At 32.3% G+C, this 23,287-nt stretch carries 10 protein-coding genes; all 10 read right to left on the reverse strand.

Annotation, left to right across the window (positions count from 1 at the left end; genetic code table 11):
- Nucleotides 1-77 precede the first annotated feature (77 nt).
- Complete coding sequence (locus tag KM029_RS21900) at nucleotides 78-1,574, reverse strand: sulfatase (protein WP_144075944.1); 1,497 nt, start codon at nucleotides 1,572-1,574, stop codon at nucleotides 78-80.
- Nucleotides 1,575-1,618: 44 nt separating this feature from the next.
- Nucleotides 1,619-4,690 (reverse strand): chitobiase/beta-hexosaminidase C-terminal domain-containing protein, encoded by a 3,072-nt coding sequence (locus KM029_RS21905; RefSeq protein WP_144075945.1) that lies wholly within the window; start codon nucleotides 4,688-4,690, stop codon nucleotides 1,619-1,621.
- 32 nt (nucleotides 4,691-4,722) lie between these two features.
- Entirely contained in the window at nucleotides 4,723-5,934 is a 1,212-nt protein-coding gene (locus KM029_RS21910) for an aldose epimerase family protein (protein WP_240050352.1), read from the reverse strand.
- A gap of 37 nt (nucleotides 5,935-5,971) precedes the next feature.
- Nucleotides 5,972-7,486 carry a sulfatase gene (locus tag KM029_RS21915; protein WP_215586361.1) on the reverse strand — a complete coding sequence of 505 codons (1,515 nt, stop codon included), beginning with the start codon at nucleotides 7,484-7,486 and terminating at the stop codon, nucleotides 5,972-5,974.
- A 73-nt stretch (nucleotides 7,487-7,559) separates the two neighbouring features.
- Entirely contained in the window at nucleotides 7,560-10,124 is a 2,565-nt protein-coding gene (locus KM029_RS21920) for a glycoside hydrolase family 127 protein (protein ID WP_205125511.1), read from the reverse strand.
- A 31-nt stretch (nucleotides 10,125-10,155) separates the two neighbouring features.
- A complete protein-coding gene (locus KM029_RS21925) occupies nucleotides 10,156-11,103 on the reverse strand; it encodes a hypothetical protein (RefSeq protein WP_144075947.1) in 948 nt (315 codons plus the stop codon).
- 609 nt (nucleotides 11,104-11,712) lie between these two features.
- A complete protein-coding gene (locus KM029_RS21930) occupies nucleotides 11,713-13,080 on the reverse strand; it encodes a DUF5017 domain-containing protein (RefSeq protein WP_144075948.1) in 1,368 nt (455 codons plus the stop codon).
- A gap of 39 nt (nucleotides 13,081-13,119) precedes the next feature.
- Entirely contained in the window at nucleotides 13,120-15,285 is a 2,166-nt protein-coding gene (locus KM029_RS21935) for a RagB/SusD family nutrient uptake outer membrane protein (RefSeq protein ID WP_144075949.1), read from the reverse strand.
- The gene (locus KM029_RS21940; protein WP_158631181.1) at nucleotides 15,286-18,474 is read right to left on the reverse strand and encodes a SusC/RagA family TonB-linked outer membrane protein; all 3,189 of its coding nucleotides are present in this window, start codon (nucleotides 18,472-18,474) and stop codon (nucleotides 15,286-15,288) included.
- 429 nt (nucleotides 18,475-18,903) lie between these two features.
- A complete protein-coding gene (locus KM029_RS21945) occupies nucleotides 18,904-22,878 on the reverse strand; it encodes a hybrid sensor histidine kinase/response regulator transcription factor (protein ID WP_158631182.1) in 3,975 nt (1,324 codons plus the stop codon).
- Nucleotides 22,879-23,287: the final 409 nt, after the last annotated feature.

Below are 23,287 nucleotides of genomic sequence, written 5' to 3' on the forward strand. Positions count from 1 at the left end.
AATTTATCATGTCATATTTTCAATGTTAAAAATTAGCAGTAGGAGCTTTTAAAGCCCCTACTGTTTTACAAAATGTATTATTTACGCCAAGACTTATTGTCTTTTGCTTTAGTAATATGATCGTATTGGTGTTGGTCACTTTTCAACATACGCTCATTTCCTGATTCTTTATGTTTTTCAATTTTTCCTGCAAGCTCATTTAATCTCACATCAAACATATCTTCGATTTTTTCTGCATCTACTTCTTCTAAGTAGTCGTTTAATCTCTTTTCTAATTCCTTTTTCTTTTCTGGCATAGCAGCTGATAAATCATTTTTCTCACCTGGATCAGCAACAACATCAAATAAACGACCTTCGTAAGTCTGTAAGTTTACTAATAACTTGTATTTACCGTCAACAATTGCTGAAGCAGGCATAGTACCACCGTACCAAGGGTAATGAAATACAATTTCTTGCGTACCTCTTTTTACATCTGCTTTATTTCCTTTTTTGAAAGCATCAACTAAAGATCCTCCATCATAAGATTGATCTAAAGCAGCACCTCCTGTTAATTCATTAATTGTAGCATACCAGTCCCAAGATGCCACTGGAGTTGAACAGTAACCTTTTGTTACACCAGGTCCAATTACAACTGTAGGTACACGAATACCACCTTCCCAAAGAGAAGCCTTACCACCTGATAAAGGTGCATTTCCTCTAAATCCACCACCGTTATCTGAAGTAAAAATCACATATGTATTGTCTGCAATTCCCATTTTTTCTATGTGATCTAATAATAAACCAAGACCTGCATCTAAGTCATCAATCATACCTGCATAATTAGGCATCCATCCATTACGGTTCGGATTTTCTACATCCCAATCATAACTACTTGATTTTTTACCTCTTTTCTCTTTGTATTTTGCTACAGTCTCAGGTCTAGCATAATTTTGTACGTGAGCTGCATAGTGAGATAATTGAATATAGAAAGGCTCTCCTTTTTCTACTCTTTCAGAAATAAAGTTGTTTGTTCTTTCTGTTAAGCTAAAAATACCTTTAGGGTCACTATCTGGGTAACGCTCTTTGTTTCTTACTTTCCAATCACCATCAATATTGTTTGTGTTTCCGTCACTTACATCGTATCCAGGATCTCTTCTCACATCACAACCCCACTTACCAAAGTGTGCTGTTACATACTCAGGATCATTTTTCTTGATCATTTCATGTACAGTTACTTCACCTTGGCATCTTTTATTTCTTGTAATTGCTAAGATATCATATACAGTAGTATTTTGAAGTCTTGCAGGTGATTTACCAAACTGAAAACTTGTTCTACTTGGTGTACAAACTGGTGCTGCAGAATAGGCTTGAGAGAAAACCAAACCTTGCTCAGCCATACGCTCTAAGTTAGGTGTTTCATAAAAATCACTACGAGAGTTTTCGTCTCCTTCAATCATTGGTACAGAAGTATCTGCCCAACCTTGATCATCTGTATAGAAAACAATGATATTAGGCTTTTTTGATTTTTGCGCCCATGTCATCTGCATCGATAAAATAAGCAGAAGAATAATTTTTAAGAATAATGTATTTTTCATTTCAGTTATTTGTTTTGCGTTAATAATAGTTGCGTTAAAAAATTCTATTTTAAGTCGTTACCTGTTATTACTTTTTTTCTTTTGAAAGACTCAGAAGGATAGGCTCTAAAATCAAATTCATTTAAGAATTTATAGGTCAATGCCAAGTGAGATTTCTTAGTGTATTGTGTATAATAGATATCGATTTTATGCATTCCTTTGGTTAAACCAATGTTACCATCAAAACTCCAAGGGTCTACATGTGATGTTGAGTTTAAACGTATTACTTCTTGATCATCAATAAATAACATTGATCCGTCATCTGATCTTAAATTGAAGTTGTATATTTCATCTTTATCAACAGCGATATACCCTGAAATATGCAGTGCAAAATGCTCTTTCCCTTTTAATCCTATCGTTTCAAATTTCAATTGAGGAACGAAATTATTTATTGAGAGAACACCATTATCTGTCGCTTCAAGTGTTGAGAAATCTGGTAATTCTTTTAACTCTTTTGGTAAGTCATAAAGCGTATACGTTAACCCAGATACTAACTCCTCATCAATTGTAATTGATGGTTGTAAATTGGTTAATTCATAAGTGACTTTATAAGGCGTATAATCCGTATCGTTTCCAAAAGCTTTAATTGTAAAAGTAGTTGTTTCTTTTACTGTTATCGCTTCATTAAATAAGGGTGATTTAGCCGTAGGCACACTTCCATCTGTAGTATATCTTATTGTTGTCCCTGGAATAATGTTTTCTGCTGTAACAGTTGTAGGAACTGAAAAAGAAGTAACTTTTGGATGCATCCAAACTAATGTCTTTTCAGATTTCAATTTATCTGCTACTGTCCAAGATACTTTGGCAGTTGCTTCTGTTGTGGTGTAAACTACCCCTTCTTTCGTATTCTTTTCCTTAATTTTCGAATTACGCTTCACCACTTCTCTTCCTTCATCATAAGGTTTGATAAAAGTAGTAGCTAATGGGTTCCCTTCTACAGTATGTACTAATTCATATTTCGAGCCTTTTTTCACTCGCTCTACTTTTGTATGTACCCAATTAGTTTTTCCATCTTTCACAACAGGAACATACATTTCAATAAAGTTCCAAGAGTCTGGCATGTGAGGACTAAATGTGAAGCTATCCTCTACAATAGAATAATCAATTCCGCCTAACCACTCAATTACAGGTAATACCATTGCAATATCCCAGTTGTAATATCTTGAACCCCATCCTTCAAATTTATGATCCCAAGCTTCTGGAGCAATAGGGTAACCATATTCTCTTGTCATGGCATTAAAGTGATTCAGTGTTGTTACAATTCCTGCATGTGTGGCATCTTGACGAAATAACCCGTCTACACCTAACCAACAACTAATACTTGATGCTCTAAAAATTCCGTTTGGAGGAGAATCTGCAGCTCTAGTATTTAAACCCAATGGAGAAACAAACCCCTTTTCAGTATCCATTACGAACTGATCAATAAAAGGGGCTGCTAGTTCAGGTGTTAATGCATTATTTCTTAAGTCGGCTAAATCCCATATATCTTTCCAAACAATTGGCTTACGACCTTCATATTGATCCATAACGTGTGTCCATCTATGATTTGGAAACCATTCAGATTTTCTATCCACAAATGCTTGAAATACCTTAGCATCTTCTTTTTCTTTTAACTCTTCAGCCATATAAACAATAGCTTGAGCAGAGTTTACTCTAAGTCCTTTTTGATTATTATCGATATATAATGGTCTTACTAATTTATAGTAGACTTCATTTAAAAACTCTTTATCACCAGAATGCTTGTACATTTCCCAGATTTGCTCAACTGCTCCTTCAAAATTCATACGTACTTTAGGAGAGTACCATGTAGTACCAAAATTGTCTGGTAATGCATTATTTCCATCTTTAAAAGGAACCATAAATTGCCAAGATAAAGCATTTCCAAATCCCCAAGCGTCTTTATCTGCTACATAAGAACCTGCACCACAATATGCCCAAGAATCCCAAAGGTGTAATCCCATAAAATTATTAATAGCTGTTTGTGTATGTGCGTATTGTTCGTAACCTTCTTTTAAATCTGTGAAATACATAAAGTAAATCGACCATAAGAAATAATAGGTCTTGTTGAACATTTCATCTGAAGATCTAAAATAAGGAATCTGATCATTCAGCATCGAATTCATAAATTCAGTTTTTGCTAGAACAGATTTTTTGATGTTTTTATGCTCTCCTTTAATTCTACTAATTGCTTCTTTAGCTTCTTCATTTACAGCATAAGAAAGTACAGCTTGTTCGTCTGCTGCTACATCTATTGAGAATTTATACTCTACATTTCCTGTTGATAGTTCTTTTTCTTCAAAAGAATGAATATCCTTATTTGATGAAAATACAATATTGAGACCTGAATACATCATATCTCCTTCTACTGCATTTTCACCCCACTGTGCTTTCGTATATGTTTTACCATTCTCTAAAAGAACCACCGCATTTTTTGACTTATTAAAAGACACTTCCGCTTCACTACTAATAGTCATTTGCTTATTTGGAGCATCGCCATCAAACGTAGGTAGCTTCCAAGGGTTGTAAAAACTTTCCCCTTTAAACTCAATCTGAAGTGCTTTATCAGAAGTAATTACAGTAGATAAAACATCATTTGTAGAAATGTATTTTTCTTCTTTTACATTTACACCACCAACATTATACTCTACCACTAATTTATCTGGTCGCCAATACATGGCTTTTGGTTCAGGTCTTTCGTAACGTTTTCCGTCAATAATTAAAGTACCGTAAGCAACTTTTGTATGTCTCCAGAATTCCCATCCCCAACAATCATGACCAACTCCACCATCTAAACCTACAGCCGTGGCATCTACAATACCAAAACCTCTAGCACGTCCGTCTCTAAACATTGGATGTGAGAAACCAATTGTCTCTAACTCTGTGATATTTCTATAGTCAGCACCACCGGCTCCGGCTACATAATAGATTTTATTTCCTGCTAAAAACCCATATTGTTCGCCATTGATATCTCTTTCAAGGTACTCACAGTAATCTGTAAACGGTGGTTTTTCACCTTGCTGTGCCAACATCATTGTTGGAAGAAGGAAGAAGGTAATAATTGATGTTATAAATTTCATAATCAATTTAAAAATTATGTTTTTATAGTTTATTAAAGAGATAAATCGTCTGTAGTTGCTTCAAAATGATAAACACTTTGAGATGTGTATTCTACGCCGGGTTTCACTTCAATAGAAGGGAAGTGCTCATGATTAGGTGTATCAGGAAAGTGTTGTGTTTCTAAACAGAAAGCAGTTCTGAAATTATCTTTCTTACCGTTCTTAAAGGTATTTTTTGATTCCATAAAATTACCGCTATAAAATTGCAAGCCAGGTTCTGTTGTATGAATTTCCATTTTAATTTTGGAGATATCACCAACCATTGTCGCCACTTTTTGAAGTGAATTTCCTTCTTTATTTAGCTTATAATTATGATCATAGCCTTTTCCATATTTCAATTGACTATTTTCTTCTAGAATTCTAGTGCCTATTTTTTCAGGTGATCTAAAATCGAAAGGGGTATTTTCTACTGCTGCAAAAGTTCCATCTGGAATTAATGTTTCATCAACAGGAGTAATATAATCTGCATCAATTTGCAAAACGTGATTAAGTATCGAACCACTTCCTTCACCATTTAAATTAAAGAAAGCATGATTTGTTAAGTTTGCTACTGTTAATTTATCAGATGACCATTTGTAATCAATTTGCAAATCGTTGTTATTATTAAGTGCATATGTTACTTCTACTTGCAAGTTTCCTGGGAAATTTTCTTCTCCATCTTTAGATAAATAAGTTAAAACTAACTTCTTATCTGTGCTTTCTTTTACGTTCCATACTACATATTGATAACCTTTTTTACCTCCATGCAACATGTTCTTACCGTTGTTTTGAAAAATAGTATAATCTATCCCTCCTAAAGTAAATTTTCCGTTATTTATTCTATTACCAACTCGACCAATTGTAGCTCCAAAATAAGGTTCAGTGGCATTTTTAAACCCTTGAACACTTGACATTCCTACTACAACATCAACTAATTTCCCCTCTTTATTAGGGACTAAACAACCCACAACTCTACCACCATAATTTGTGATAGCTACTTGCATATTGTTTTCATTCTTTAAGACATATAAATCTGTCTTTACACCATCTGTGGTTGTTTGAAAGTCTGCTCTTTTTAAGTTTTTAAAAGTCACTGTCTGAGCAGTTTCTTTAGTAGATAAATTCTTTTGGCACCCTATAAATAAAATGCTTGATAAGAGTAATATATATATTTTCATGTCAGTAAATAATTTCATTTCAATATGTCTAAAAATTGACGCTTTCATTCTGTTTTAAATGCCTTCAACTTTTAAATGATTCAGATTATTTTGTAAGGTTAAAGTCTTCAGTAGTGTTAGTTTTTACAGTTTTTTGTCCGTCATACATCATTGCTCCAACATCATTTCTCCAAGTTTCCAGTTTACTGTGCAATTCTTTTACTTTCTCTGGAAACTTTTGAGCTAGGTTATGTTCTTCTTCTTCATCTTCGCTCAAGTTGTAAAGTTCTATCTTCTGTTCTTCAAAAAATTCTATTAGTTTCCATTCTCCTTTTCGAATTGCTCCTGATGATGATCCCCCTAAAAAATGAGGTTTATCAAGTGGATAATGCCAATAGAATTCTTCTCGTTTAATTTCTTTATTCTCTCCTTTGAGAATTGGTAAGATGGAAAAGCCATCTAATTGTTGTTTTTCATCCCCTTTAATATTTGCGATATCTAAAAAGGTAGGATAGAAATCAATATTTACTGTAAAGGCATCCGAAAACGATTTTTCTTGTACTAATTTTGGATACTTAATAATCAAAGGTTCTCTTATTCCTCCTTCATATAAATCACTTTTTCCACCTCTTAATTTCCCATTCGTGGTTACAAAAGATTCTCCTCCGTTATCACTTGTAAAAACAATTAATGTATTTTCTGCTAGTCCTAATTCTTCTAATTTTTCCATGATCTGACCGACACCATCATCGATACTTTCTATCATTGCTGCCAGATGTGGATTATTTTCACTTGCCCAATGCGTACATTTTGAAGCATCTAACTTTTTATCTTCACATAAATAACATGTACCCGGACGTTTTATCTTTCCTAATTTCTTTCCCTTTTGTAAATACTTTTCTACTACTTCTGGTTTTCCATTTAAAATTGAATGAGGTGCAAAATGACTCAGGTATAAGAAGAAAGGTTGGTCTTTATTTTTCTCAATAAATTGTAGCCCTTCATACGTTATTCTATCTGTCAAATTCTCCTTCCCTTCTAATTTTTTATCTGTTACAGTAGTCCAAGAAATACTATCGTTTCTAAAGTGGTAAGGATAAAAATTCGCTCCATTTCCTACTCCTTTTCTTTCCGTAACTAATTCTTCATCAAAACCATGATCTGTAGCTCGAACTTCATTTTTTGAGCCATTTAGTTTATACCCTGTTAAGTGCCATTTTCCTACCATAGCTGTTGCATACCCATTATCTCTAAGTATTTCGGCAATCGTTGTATGATCTGTTGATAGTGGCTCATCTTCTGGACGTAAATAATCTAAAATACCCACTCTAGCAGGGAATTGCCCTGTTAAAAAAGAGGCTCTGTAAGGAGAACAAACAGGGGCAGCTGCATAAGCTTGTTTAAACTGCATTCCTTCATTTGCCATTTGATCAATATTAGGCGTTTCATTAAAAGTATTTCCATAACACCCTAATTCATTCCAACCTAGATCATCAGCTAAAATAAAAATAATATTAGGCTTACGTTCTTTTACTTGCTTACATGAAGAAGAAAAGAACAGTGTAAGTACACCTACAATTAACTTCAATAAAGTTATTTTTATATTATTTCTATTATGCATTAGTAGTATTTCAATCCTTTTTGGAAATGAGATGCTGGACATTTTGTCCAGCATCTTGATAATCATTTTTTAATTACATATTACTTAAAGAAGATTCTCCAAAAGTAATTTGAGTTTCCAAAATACCTACAGCGTATTCTGGGTAAGGAGTCACATTAATTCTTATTGCGTCACAATTTAAATCCGATGCAGGATGAATAACATTGAATTGGTTTAAGGCAGTTCTGTAACCATCTGTGATATACACTTCGAATGGATGCCACTTACCTTCTTTTTTATATTCTACATTCCAAGATTTAGGTTTTTTCACACTACCATTATGCTCACTTCTGTCAGCCCAGTATACTGAAATATCTCTAATATCTTTTGTTTCTTTAAAGTTAATTGTTGCCCATTGTTTTTTACCTACTTCTGGGAAAGTTGACCATCTTGGAAGACTTCCTCTATCTGCAGAACTACCTGGAATTGCACCATCACAAAGTGCTTCAATTGAGGCGTCATTTGCTTTTTCTACAAAAGAAGCTTCAATACTTTCGATGGCAAATAAATACTTAATAGAAGGTAGATTCTCAACGGCTAAGTCTTGGTTATCTGGTAACCAAACCGACATTGTTTTACCTGCTCCTCTATTACTCCAAGCATAATAAGGAATAAGGTTAATTCCTTTATCTTTTGCATTTTTATCATCAATAACTTGCTTTCCTTTTATCTGAATAGATGGAATGCCTTCTAATACTCCTTGGTTGATATTTGCTGTTTTTCCAATAGTTGCTAACGCAGTTGAAGGAACAAATAAATTTTGGATTTTCACATCATTATCTGGCTCTTCTGCACAATATACTAGAGGTCCTTTTACAACGGCAACTCTGTGCTCATTTGCTTCAATTTTATCAAAAGAATCTACATATCTAGCTTCCATTGGTAATGATAGTTCTAAAACATCACCTTTTGTCCATTCTCTATTAATTACAGCAAACCCTTGTTCAACATCGTAATCAACGGTTTTACCATTTACCTTAACAGTTACCTCACCTTTATTTTCTGTAATGAAAGGATATAATTTACCAGGCACATAGTTTTTACCTTTTGCCCAAGTTGGAATTCTTAATTTAAAAGCAAATTCTTGTGTTTCCTTTTCAGGAATTACTTCAACTTTTACATCTCCTGAGAAAGGATATTTTGTATCTTGGATAACGTTTACGCTACCATCTGCCAAAGGAATTTCAGCTTCACTACCAGCATATAATGATAAATAAATATCTTTATCAGTATGTGCATACATATAGCCAGGTGCTTGAAGAATCATACGTGAAATATTTGGAGGGCAACATGCACAACCAAACCATTTTGCTCTATCAGCTACACCATGATTAAATGTGCTAATGCCATCTGCCTCTAAAGGGTTTACATAAAAGAATGCATTACCTGCCAAATTGATACCTGCCAAAGCATTGTTAAATAATGATAGTTCAGCAATATCTAAATATTTAGCATCTTTTGTTAATAAGAACATTCTGTGATTAAAGAATACATTTGAAACCGCTGCGCAAGTTTCGTTATAAGCATCTTTATTTGGTAATTCATACTCAGCACCAAAACCTTCAATTCCGTGTACTGCACCTAATCCACCTGTAATGTGCATTCTAGTATTTACAAGGTTATCCCAAATTGAGTCTAACGCTTGTTTGTAGTCGCTTCTTCCTGTTAATGCATCAACATCTGCCATTGCACAATATTGGTAAGCTGCTCTTACTGCATGACCAGCTGGCTCAAATTGTTTTGCTACCGGAGCATGTTGTTGACCATACGTTGGAGACATAACACCTGTACCGTCTACAGTATAAGTAACACCTCTAATATCTAAGAATTTCTTAGCCATATCTAAGTACAACTCATTATTAGTAGCTCTGTATAGTTTACAAAGTGCTAATTCAATTTCTTGATGACCAGGCGCTTGATTGATTGGCTTACCATCATTGTAGTTCGGATCACCACCAACAAAAAATACTTTATTTACATGCTGAGCATTTTTCTCAGCCATTTTTAACCATCTATCTTTTCCTGTTGCTTCATAATAAGCCACAGCACCTTCATACATATGTCCTACATTGTACAGCTCATGTGAATGTACTAACCAAGAGTAAGGCTTTTCACCCATCTCATTTAAGTTAGGATTTCCACAAGTATGCGAAATATACAAGTACCCATCATCTTGCATTGCGTTTCCAATCAAATCAATGATAGAATCTAGCTCTACTTCTAACTCCTCATTAGGGTAAGTCATTAAAGAGTAAGCTGCTCCTTCCATCACTTTAAATAAGTCAGAGCTAATAAAACGGTGAGGAGAAGGTTTATCTTCACTTTTTCCTAAACGGAAATCGCCACACATTTTTAATCTATCAATGGCTTCTTGACCATTTTTTAAAGAGAAAGGTACAGTTACATCTCTTTCTGTTACTAACCTTGGTTGCCAGAACTCATCCGTCATTTTCACCTTATTAAAAGGCACTGGTACCACTGGGTAGTCATTTTTACTTGCTGCTGAATCTCCAAATGTAGTTTTACATCCGGTCACTACAGCAAGTGATATTAATAGTGGAGCTAATTTCTTAGCCACATTAGTCACTTTATTATTCATCTTCGTAGTCTATTTTATCTTTTTATATACCTTAGTTTACTTGTTTGTCACCCCACTCTATGTAAGTGATATAAACGTCACCTTGAAAGTTCATAACGTTTACATAATCTTCTTTGGCTTTTGGAAAACCCGTTTCTGGATCATATCCTGAAAACTTATTAGGGTCTTGCCAAAGTTTATAAGTACTTCCGCCAATTAATATATCTACCTGAGAAATAATTGCCTTATCAGGAGCCTCTACATAATTAACATTTGGATTTACCTTAGCTGCGTGTCTTTTATTTGTATCTTTCATTGGTCTAACTCCACCTGGCGTTCTACTTCCTGGCTTCATTACATCATTATCCGATGTACAGTAAAAAAACCAATCATTTACAAAACCATCAGGCTTAAAGTTTGGATCTGCATCAGGAAGTGTTTCAAATCCAGGATAAAACCCTTGCTTCTGAAAATCATTTAATTTAGAGTTCTCATTACCAACAGTATACACTAATTGATCTGTTTTATCTTTATAATGAACTCTCCAACCTGCAGTTACGTCACCGTTATTTCTTCCGTCTCCAAAACGGACATCATGGTCTGCTTTATCTGGTACTAAACGCATTTCCATTCTCATCTCTTTCCCTACTAATTCCATATTAGGATTAATAGTAAAACCTGAAGGAATTCTTCTGTCTTTTATAGTAAACTTTAATTGTTTTTTTGTTGATGATGGAGTAGTTGAACCAGCAGGTGTTTCAAACTCCTTTAACTCTATACTATTAGGATCGATTGCTCCCCAAAATGAAAAATCTTTTAATACTTCTTCTACACTATTGTAGTCTGTCATATGTTTAGAATAAAGTATAGGAGCCGTATTATTCTCAGTAGTAGAGATAGGGTCATTATTATTAGGATTTGCAGCGATTGCACCTATAGATAGAAAAGATGCTAATGTTCCCCCGACAATAGTTTTAAATAAATTAGTATTCAATTTCATTTTCTTGGAAATTTATAATTATGCTAATTGAAAAAGTAATTCCATTTCATCAGTAATTATTTGAATTGATCAAATATCACAGTAGCAAATATGCAGGGTAACATTAAATAATATTAGGATTATTTAAGCTATTAGTCGTACAATTCTTAGTTATTAATGAGCTTTATGGTGTTTTAGGACAATTATGCTAATTGCTAAACATTTTGTGCTAATTGTTTTAATGCTACTTCTGATTGGACATCCTTAAAGGATAAAAAAAATATCACTTAGTACGACATACATAAATAATCATATTATTAAAAGAGGCAATTTAAACGTTCTATTCGTATACATAACTGGATTCTATTTAATGTACTGTAAATAAATAGTACGTAATTATATAATAGATCGTATGTCTTAAAAGGTGATGAAAATAGTGGTCAATCTCATTCAAAATTTAGCATTAATCGTTTAGAGGGAGTTTAATAAAAAGAAATTTACTTCTAATTGATGTTTTAATAATGAATTAAAGTTTTACTATTTACTGTTCAGTAAAATACATTCATAAAAAAAAGGCTGCTCTTTAATCTTAAAGAACAACCTGTTAAATATAATTTTTGATGCTTTGTATTATTGCACTTTCAATTTAATTTCTGATACAGATCTTAAAATTTCATACTCTGCTGCAGAATAATCTCTATTATCTTGGTATCCATTTTCTGAATATTTCTTTGTACCCACATTAGTTGCTACAACGCTGACTGTAAATTCACCTTCACCAGTATATATGTATTGAAATGTGTTTTGCTTATTTATAAATTCATTACTTACAGAAATACCCTCATCATAAGGTAAATAAGTATGTGCTCCCCACTCTATTGAAGTAACATAAACATCGCCTTGAAAATTTCTAGTACGGTCATAATCTGAAGGGTTATTAGGAAAACCTGTTTCTTCATCATATCCAGAATAATTTGTTTCTGGATCTTCCCATAAGTTATAAGTAGATCCACCAATAAGTACATCCACTTCCCTTACAATTGCTCTTTCAGGGTGACTTTTATAACTGTACTCTGAGTAATCATTATTCCCTAATCCAGAAGCTGTTAATGGATGAATTTTATGCATATGTCTGTTTGACACATCATTAAATTCTCTTCTTCCTCCAATTAATTTACCATTTGGAGGTAACATTGCATCATTTGATTTTGAGCAGCTGAATGTGTAATCATTTAAAAAACCATTCGGATTAAAAGAAGGATCAGCATTAGGTAAAGACTGAAAATTAGGATAAAAACCTCTAAACTGGTAATCAGTAAATGATAAAGGATTAATTCCTGGAGTATATAACTGATCATCGATTCTATCATAAAAATGTAATCTGAATGCAGAAGTTACTTTTGTATTGTTTCTACCTTCTTCAAATCTTACAAACCTGTCTTCTGCATCAGGAACTAAACGCATCTCTAAATACATCAATCTATTAAATAAACGGATATTCGGTTTAAATGTAAACCCTGATGGAATTCTTCTGTCTGCAATTCTAAATTTCAATTGTTTAGGGTGTGAAGATTCAACAACAGATCCTTCTGGTGTTCCAAATTCACCTAATTCTATGTCTTCAATTGCTCCAAAGAATTTAAAATCTTCTAACACCTCTTCTACAGTATTATAATCTTTAAAAAAGGTTTTATAAACAGCATCATCTGTACTAGTTCTTCTTCTAAAAACTGTATCTTCAAAAGCATCTCTTCCATACTCCATCTCTGCTCTCACTTTTGAGTACTTATATTCTTGTGTAGAATCTCCAGTGAAAATGGTAACAAAATCAGCATCACCTTCAACAGTAAATGTAACAACATCTCCAATAGATGGATTAGATGGAGAATAAGTCACGCTGACATGTGGAGTACTGATATTATCAAAATCATACTCTTCACAACTAAATAGAAGTAAAAGTGATAATAATGTACCTATATATTTAAAGCTTAATTTCATGATATTCTAGATTTTAACTAGTTAAAATTTAAAAGAAGATTAATACCCTGGATTTTGACGTAAATCAGGAAAATATTGGAACTCTTCTAAAGGAATTGGAAGTAGCACTTTGTAGGCCAAATTTGTTGTATTGATTCTATCCTCCATTTCTCTTTGATAAAAAGAAACACCTGCAGAATAAGGATCTCTGTATGAATTTAAATTGTAATACACATGATTCCCTTTAGTATTATCAAAATGTAAATCTGGATATCTAGATAAATCAAACCATCTACAATCATCTTCTCCACATAATTCTCTTACTCTTTCTAAAAGAATTTCTCTAAGTGCTTGTTCACCTGTTAAAGATGTTGGAATATCTATCGGCCTATTGGTTGCATAAGAATAAGGGGCATCACCATCTAAGTCGAATAGATCTACAAAATTTGTAGCGTGGTTTCTTGCTCTATCTCTTACTTTATTTAACTCTGCTATAGCTAAAGATGTATTCCCTTTAAAGTATAACGCTTCTGCTTTCAATAAATGCATTTCAGCTAACCTCAAAATTGGATAGTCTACCCCAGTCAATTCTGGCAAGAAACTATCAGGAAGAGAGGATGGGTGAGGTCTTCTAAATTTAGAAAAACGCCATTGTCTAGGCATTCTAAATAAATCACTATCAAATATTGTTCTTACTGTACCATCATTTTCTTTTTCCTCTTTCCAAATACCTATCGCATTTTGATTGTTATTCGTATATTCTGTTAAGATATTTAATTCTTGTGTTGAATATTCATCTCCTTTTAAAGGTGAAATGAAATAATCTCGTCCATTTCTACTAAGTGTACTTCCATTTTCATCTTTTGTATATTTCCCAAAAGGTTCAAATATCCACATCCCATCTGCCAAGTCTTGATGAAAGTTTTGATCAGGATCTGAACCAGTAATAAACATCTTCACAACGTTCCACATTCTTCTTGTACTATCTCCTGTAAAAGATAATGAGTTTTGATTTTCCATTGTTTTAGGTAAAATTCTATCAAAACCATCCCTTGGATTACCTTTTTCCAAAGCTCCCCAAGCTTCAGCCATTCCTTTATAAGTACTTCCATATTCTAAGGGCTGTCCTTCTTTTGGTACGGTAGAATACTCATTAGTTGAACCCCAAGTTGGTAAATCGTACAATAATGCATGCCATTTAGTAGAACCTCGTCCACCTTGAGCACCATTGATTGCACTACCTTCTGTGCCCCATTCATTATTTCCAATTCCAAGACCTCCTGTTGTTCCTTGAGATGCTACTACACTAAACAATACCTCTGAATTTGCCTTTGTAAATACAGCAGGGTAATAATTTTCTAGTTGATGTTGTCCAATTTGTTGATTAATCAAGCTATCGCAAAGTAAAATTGCTTTGTCGTACAATTCTTCTCTACTTACAGTTCCTGGAAGTTCACCAATTTTATCATTAAAAAAGCCTGCTCTTCTAATATAAGATGCCTGAAAAACATATGCTTTTGCTAAAAGCCCTGCTGCTGCACCTTGTGTAACTCTACCATAAAGAAGTGTTTCTACCCCATTAATTTTATTAGGTACACAATTGTCTTTGGCAAAAGTGAGTTCATTTTCTAAGAAAGCAAAAAGTTCATCTCTTGTTGCTCTAGGTTTAAACTCAGGAGTTGTTGCTACAACATTTGTCAAAATAGGTACACCACCAAAATATCTATACAATGTAAAATAAGCATATGCCCTCATGAATTTCACTTCACCAAGAAGCATATTCGATGCTTTAAAACCTTCTCTTTCTGACATTAGCGAAATAAAGGTTCTATCCTCTCTATTACTGTTTACAAAAGTTTGGTCAATTATATCTCTTTTACTTTCTATCTCTCTTATTGTTACATTTGCAGTGGCAATAAACCCATAAAGTTTTCTCCAAAGATCTCTCACTTGAAATGATGTAGGTTTTAGTATCATCCTGCCTGCATCTTGGTTACCTTCATGTAAATCGGTGGGCATCATAAAACGTTCACGCCCCATTACACCATCTTCTCTATCGCCTAATTTAGCATAAGATGCTCCTAATAATGTTGTTGCTTTATCATAAGAATTAAGATAAGAATCAGCATTAACACCCACTTTTGGCTCTTCATGTAAGAAGTTTGTACAACCTAATGTTGCTATCACTCCAAACAATAATATGCAATATTTTTGTATCGTTTTCATTTAAAAAGTAACGTTTAAGGCTATAGAATGTGTTGTTGAAGTAGGATAAGAAGATAAATCTACTCCCGATAAAAATCTTGTCTGCAGGTTTTTATCCAAGTCTGCTGGCTGCGTATTTACTTCAGGGTCATATCCAGAATAGCGAGTGTAGGTCCATAAATTTCTAGCAGCATAAGATAATCTTGTACTTTTCATATTTAACTTCTGCAACATATTCTGTGGCATCGATATTCCAAATGACAAGTTATTTAATCTAATAAATGAACCATCTTCTACTACTTCTGAGTTAGAGAATCTTCTATAATTAGCATCTTCTGTATAAGTACCATTTCTATTTCTTCCACTCCATTTCGCATCAGCAATAATTTTTAATTCATTATTAACTCCATGCCCAGCAGAAATTAAACTAACTACATTACTATTTAAAAGATCATTCCCGTATGAGTAACTAAAATTAAGACCTAAATCAAAAATTTTATACCTGAACCTAAAGCTGGCTCCACCAATAAAATCAGGTTCAACATGTGCTAGAGGAACTCTATCAGCATCTGTAATTCTACCATCTCCATCAATATCTACAAAAGTAAATTTACCATTAGGATAGCTTCTTGATGGATCTGTTAACCCTTGTCCACCTGGAGCAACTTCATTAATATCACTTGGGTTAGCATTATGATGGCTATTGTCGTCATTCATGATCCTATCCATAACATGACCAAAATATAAACCTATAGGATAGCCTTCTTTTAAAAGAATATTTTCTGAATTACTAAATCCAACACTTCTATTTAAAAGCAATTGATTTCTATCGCCAAGATCTAAAACTTTAGAACGATTGGCACTAATATTAAAACCAAAATTGAAATCAAAATCTTTTGTTCTGATCACATGCGAACTAATTGAAAATTCAACACCTCTATTTTGAACCGATCCTGAATTAACTGTTACGGATTCAAAACCAGACATTAGAGGAAGACGTTGATCAAGCAACATATCAGTTGTAATTTTCTCATAGAATTCACCCGTTAAAACTATTCTATCGTCAAATAAAGCTAGATCATATCCTAAATTTAATTCTTTAGATGTTTCCCATGTAATATTAGGATTACCAAGTTCTTGCTGTGTATATGGCACATAAGCACTTTGATGATTACTACTACCAAATACTGCATTCCTATCTAAGTTATTTAAGAAGTTTGAATACCTATAATCATTGATCTGATCGTTACCTACAACCCCATAACTTACTCTAAATTTTGCATTACTAACTGTTCTTGTCAAGAAATCACTCTTCTTAAAAAATGGTTCTTCTGATAACCTCCAAGCAAAAGCTGCTGAAGGGAAAATACCCCATTTACCACTTTCGCCAAATCGAGAAGAACCATCTGTTCTTAAAGTAGCTGCTAAAAGGTATCTATCTTTAAAAGAATAATCAATTCTAGAAATAAAAGAAGCAAGTGAATGTGATCTATAAACCAATTCTGGAGATTCCATATGATACCCTATTTCAGAGGCATGTATTCCATACCAACCAGACTCAGAAGTAAAATTAGTGTAGTTTACCGAATAGGACTCGTTTATATTTTGTCTTGCCTCAAAAGCAGCTAACGCTTTTAGAGAATGACCTTTTGGCATAAAAGTAAAATTATAATTTAGTTGAGAAAGGTATCTCCAACTTAGTAAGCCAAATTCTTCGTAATAGGCTTCTCCATTATTCAATGCAGAACTTCTTAATGTTGTATCTGAAAATCTGCGCTCTTCAATTGTCATATAACTTGTACCAAAGCTATTGTTCCAAGAAAGCCCTTTTCCTATATTATAGTTTAAACCTAAATCAATAGAAGGTCGCATATCCATTCTAGTAAACTCATTATCCATTACCTGACGATAAGGATTATCAGCACCTCTTGTGTTTGGTAAGTATTCTCCCATATCTTCAAAAGTGAATTCTTTAGGGATAAAAGGACTAAAAGTTGACGCATTATTGAATAAACCTCCAACAAACCAGTTTGCACCTGTTCTTGAATTTATGTCAAATGTTATTCTAGCATTTAGTTTTAATTTATCTGTAATGTCAATTGCACTGTTATATCTTAAGTTTGCTCTTTTATAGGCATTATTAATAACTACACCCTCATCATTTGATACTGATAAGAATAAAGAGTTACTCATTTTTTTGGTAGATGATCTAAACGAAAAATCTGCTCCATAGCGTATTGCTGTTCTGAAAATCTCATCAACCCAATTCGTTACTTTTGATGGATCATTCCAAGCTTGTGTATTGTACTCTTCTTCAAAATCAATTCGATCTCTTCCTAAATTGGTGTACATCATGTTTCTGAGGTAATCTTCAGGAGAAAGTACTTCTAGCTCTTTCGTTAAATAACTTACACCTGTCGTTACCTTAAAGTCAAATTGTGTAGCACCTTCTTTCGCAGACTTTGTTGTGATTAAAACTACACCATTTGCCCCTTGAGATCCATAAATTGCAGTTGAAGATGCATCTTTTAATACAACTATATCTTCAATCATTTCTGGAGATAAAGTGGATAATGGGTTATGTGTTGGATCTGATGAGATTGGATATGGAAATCCATCAATTACATAAAGAGGTGAACTACCTGCTGTTAATGAGTTTGTTCCTCTAATTTTAATTTGTGTTCCTGCACCTGGAGTTCCATCTGCTGTTAATACTTGAACACCCGCAATTTTTCCTTTTAAGGCTTGTTCCATAGTTGTGGGCAATTCGTTTTTCAACAATTGTGCATCAACATTTGAAATTGCACCTGTTAAATCTCCTTTCTTCTGAGAAGAATAACCAACAACAATTACTTCATCTAACCTTTGCGTATCTTGAGCTAATTTAACTTCAATAAACGACCTGCCTTTAACATCTACTTCTTTTGTGACCAGTCCAACAAAAGAAAATTGCAATTTTGGGTTTTCTAATTCTTTTGGAAGGTTCACTCTAAAGTTTCCATCGTAGTCGGAAATGGTTCCCGTTCCAGTTTCTAATACCCTAATAGTTACCCCTGGTAGTGGTTCATCATTTTCATCTTTAATTGTACCTGAAACCAAGTTTTTTTCAGTTTGCCCAAACCCAATGTTAGTTACTAAAAATATAAGAAATAATAGCAAGTAATTTTTAAGTTCTATCCTTTCAAGATGTATAATTTTATTCAATTTCATACTTTTCATTCATCAAATCATACAATACAATGACCTACCTTAACTAGTAGATCTTTTAAAAAATCATAAAACAAATATGATTTAATTAGTATTATTTAATTAGGACTATTTGTCATTTTCCTTGTACTAATCACACTTAATACGTGCATATAGCACATTTTAAAACATCTATGCTATCAATATTATGTTTTGTGCTATTGTATAGATTGGATTCGCAATCCCCATCACTATACTAGAACACATTAAAATAATATAATTAACCTTAAAACTTGATTGTGTTATTTTATGATGTAGCTTATCGATTAAAAACTAACTAAAGAATTCACCTTAAAGAGAAGTTTTAATAAACCTACTGCTCTAAAGTTCTTTAATTTTGAAAAAATTAAGCTCAATTTGTCGTCTAGTAAATTTGTTCTTTTAGTATCTGAATTATTCAAGTATTGTTTCAGTTGTTTCTTTATTCACTTTCCTATATTGTGTAGGAGAAATACTATTAAATTTCTTAAATATTCTACTGAAATAATTAGCATCGGAATAACCTGTTTTAAAAGCAATTTCTGATATTGAAAAATCTGTGGATAGGATCATTTTCTTCGCCTTATTTAATTTAATAGTATTTATATAATCCACAGTGCTTAATCCTGTCATTGTTTTTATTTTCCCGTATAAAACAGACCTACTTAAACTTAATAATTCAGCTAATTGTTCTACTCCAAAGTTTTCGTTCTCAATATTTTCATTGATAAATTGATTTATCAGAATAATTAATTCTTCATCTTTATTTCTTAGATGTAATGTTTCTTCGGAGAGTAACCCAGAGTCTTTAAAATGTTGTTTTAACCTACTTTTTGAAGTTAACAGGTTGGTAATCTTCACTTTTAACTCTTCAAAACTAAAAGGTTTTGACATATAAGAATCAGCCCCTTGTTTTAATGCCTCTATTTTATCAATATCAGAAGATAAGGCAGTGAGCAAAATTACAGGAATATGACTAAATTCATCAGATTTTTTTATGGTTGAACAAAGATCTAAACCTCCCATAATAGGCATTAACACATCGCTTACAATTAAATCTGGAGCTTCTTTTTCAACAAGTTTAATTGCCTCTTTACCGTTCTTTGCTGTTCGAATATTAAAGTATTTGGATAGGTATGACTTTAAATGTCGTGATAAATCAGGATTATCTTCTGCAATTAAAATATTATACTTCTGATCACTAACTTTCAATTCAGTACTTTCTACGTATTCATCTTCACCTATACTTGTAATAAGATCTTTTGTAAAGCTAGAATAAACATCTTCCTGATTCACATTGATATCTTTTTCACAAAATGTATCCAATGGTAATTTTATAATAAAAACATTACCAAGTTCTTCCTCTGTTTCAAGTTCAATTTCACCAGATAAAAGTGAAGTTAAACTTTTGACAATCGCCATTCCGATCCCCGTATTATCAATACTTTTTTCTTTTTTGTAAAAAGGTGCAAATATTCTTTCTCTATCTTCATTAGTAAGGAGTTCTCCTGTATTAGAAATCTTCACTAATAGTATATTATTTTTCTCTAAAGATGTTTCTAATACAATTTTACCCTCTTCTTTAGTGTATTTAAAGGCATTGCTAAAAAGATTACTAAAGATCTTTTCAATCTTCTCTGCATCACTTACTACTTCTAATTCTTTTAAGTTTGATTTTATAGTATAGTTTAATCCTTTCTTCTCAAACAGTACTGTAAATGAAGTATATATATTATTTATCTTTTTATTGATATCAAATTTCGATAAAATCAATGGTGAATGTTCCGTTTCAATTTCTCTAAATTCCATCAACTGAGAAATCAAAAACTTTAACCTCAAGGCATTCCTTTCTAAAGTTTTGAATGATCTCTGCGTTTGAGAAGTAAAAGTATTGTTTGAATCAAGAGACATCTCTTCTATTAATGCTAATATGATTGTTAGAGGAGTTTTAAATTCATGAGAGATATTTGTGAAAAAATTGAGTTTATGTTCTTCTAATTCGATTTTCTTATTCTCCTCAATTTTCGCAATTTTTATTGCCGCTCTTTGTTTTCGGCGTTTATCTATTCTTATATAGATTATATATAAGATACTTATTAATAAAATACCATATAGAACAAAAGCATAGGTTGTTTTTAATGGGTGTGGCAGTACTTTTACTTTTATACTCTTCTCTAAGGTATTAAATGTATTCCCATCATTCGAGAATTTCACTCTAAAAGTATAATTACCAGGGTCTAGATTTGTGTAGGATACTTTATTGCTTTTATTTTTTACAATTTTCCAATCCTGATCAAACCCTTCAAGCATATATGAATAATCTGAATTTACAATTGGATGATAGGTAGGTAGTGTAAAACTAAATGTAACCTCATCCATTTCATAATCCAAAATAATCTCTTTTGCAAAATTGATATTTTGTGGAAGGTTTAAAGTTGAGTCATTTTGAATAGGACCATTTATACTTTCTATGGATGTAAAAAGTGGTGTTGATTTATAAGATGTTTTATAAACTTCAACAGGATCAAAATATGTTAAACCATATACAGAACCAAAATATAACATTTCGTTACTATCCTTATAATAAGATTTAAAATTAAATTGGTCTGCAATTATTCCATGTTTTGTAGTATAATTTATAACTACTTTTCCAGTAATAGGATTAAATTTTAATATTCCTCTATTTGTACTGAGCCATAAGAAACCATCTCTCGCTTCTAAAATACCATATACATCATTTTCTGTTAAACCATCGTCGGTATCATAATGTATAAATGAATTAGTTTTATAATTATATTGAATTAGACCACCACCTCTCGTTCCAAACCAAAGTCGACTTTGAGAGTCGATTAAAGAACTGATAAACGAATTTGAATGTAAGCCATCTTTCATTCCATAATTATACATACTATCTATTTCAGAATTATATCTAAAAAGACCTGAGTTATATGTCGATATCCAAATACTTCCTCTCTCATCTTCAATTATATCATCAACAATTTTCCCTTTTAATAATTCTGGTTCAAACTGTCTAAATAATTTAGTTTCGAAGTTATAAATATCAATACCATTCATACTACCGATATACATTTGTCTATTCCGACCTATATATAGTGCATAAATACTATTATTTGATATTGAATTTTTGTTTGCTTTAAATTGTTCAACCTCAAAAGTAGAAGGGTTAATTTTATTCAAACCATCCATATAGGTGCCGGCCCAAATATTCCCTTCAAAATCTTTTAGTAATGCATGAACATTGTTACCACATAACCCCTTTTTATTATTTTGATCCTGGGTTAAGTAGTCAAAAGAATTATCGTGAGGAGAATAAATCGATATACCTTTATCTTCTGTACCAATCCAAAGTCTATTATTATCATCCTCAATAATATCACTAACTGCTTTTCCTTTTAATGATAATCTACCACCATCTGGAATAAAATTCTGGAACCCTGTTGCATTTAGAGATGTATAATTCACTCCTCCAAAGTAAGTTCCAATCCACATAATGCCTTCTTGACCTTCAAATATAGAATAGATTGCATTATCATTTATATAGTTTTTTGATATCTCAAACGATTGAGTAAAGTGCAGGAAATCATCTGAATTGGTGTTATATACAAAAAGGCCATTCTCTGTACCAATCCATAACCTGCCAAATTTATCCTCATTTATACACCTAATATATTTAAGTTGTGTACCCTCTTTTATATCTCCAGTATATTTAACCTTAAATTGATGTGATTTTCTATCAAATCTATATAAACCATTATAAGTCGTTCCTATCCAAAAAGAGCCACTTGTACTCAAAAATGCTGACGTAATTTGAGCTGATTTCAGTGTATTATCTACTTTAATTTCATATGATTCAATCGTCTTAAAATCTGGTGTTGAATAAATAACTTCATCATTAGTATACATCCAAATATGATGAAAAACATCTACAAAAATTCCTTTTATATTAGTATTTGAAGATACTTTTTGAACGACTATTTCATTCTCTTTATCAATTACTTTATATACTCCAGAACTACTTGTTACAAATAACTCATTATTTTTAAACTTGATAATATCATGAATAATTGAAATTGACTTCCCTTTATAGTGTATCGGTATAAAATTATTCATACTATCCTGAAATACACATAGTCCATCTTCAGTACCTATAAATAATTTCTTTTTGTCTGTATATTTTAAACTGTTGATCTTATCATGTGGTAAAGAGAATTGAGAATCATTTTTATAATATCTACTGATTGTTGTTCCGTCATAACAATTCAATCCTTTACCTGTTCCAATCCATAATAGTTTATTCTGCCCCTGCTCCAAACAAGATACAAAACTGTAGGATAGGCCATCAACATTAGTTAGGCTGTAAAAATTCAAATGCTTGGTCTGTACTTGATTAATGTCACAATAGGCATTAAAATGTACCGTCAGCAGAAGAATGAATATAATTATTGTCTTAATTAATCTATAAAGCATAAATAGTGAATAGTCAAAAAGTCTAGTAAAAAATGATAGTCTATCTCAGAAGGAATAAAACAGATAGTTAAAGTAGTAGTAATTCTCTGTAATAATCAAAAAATTGGATTATAGTCCTTTAATCCATTCTATTAATAAAAATCGGTATTTGTTGTTTCGAATAAAAATAACTCGTACTTCTTGGCCAAAGATATAGATTAGTCTTTTTATTTTCAAAAATAAACATTAATCAATTCATTTTTAACATAATTCGAACTGATTTAAGCTATTAACGTGAATAAAGTCTACATTAATATTCTGCTTTGCTTTA

Origin of the sequence: Flammeovirga kamogawensis (assembly GCF_018736065.1) — a bacterium.
GTDB lineage: Bacteria > Bacteroidota > Bacteroidia > Cytophagales > Flammeovirgaceae > Flammeovirga > Flammeovirga kamogawensis.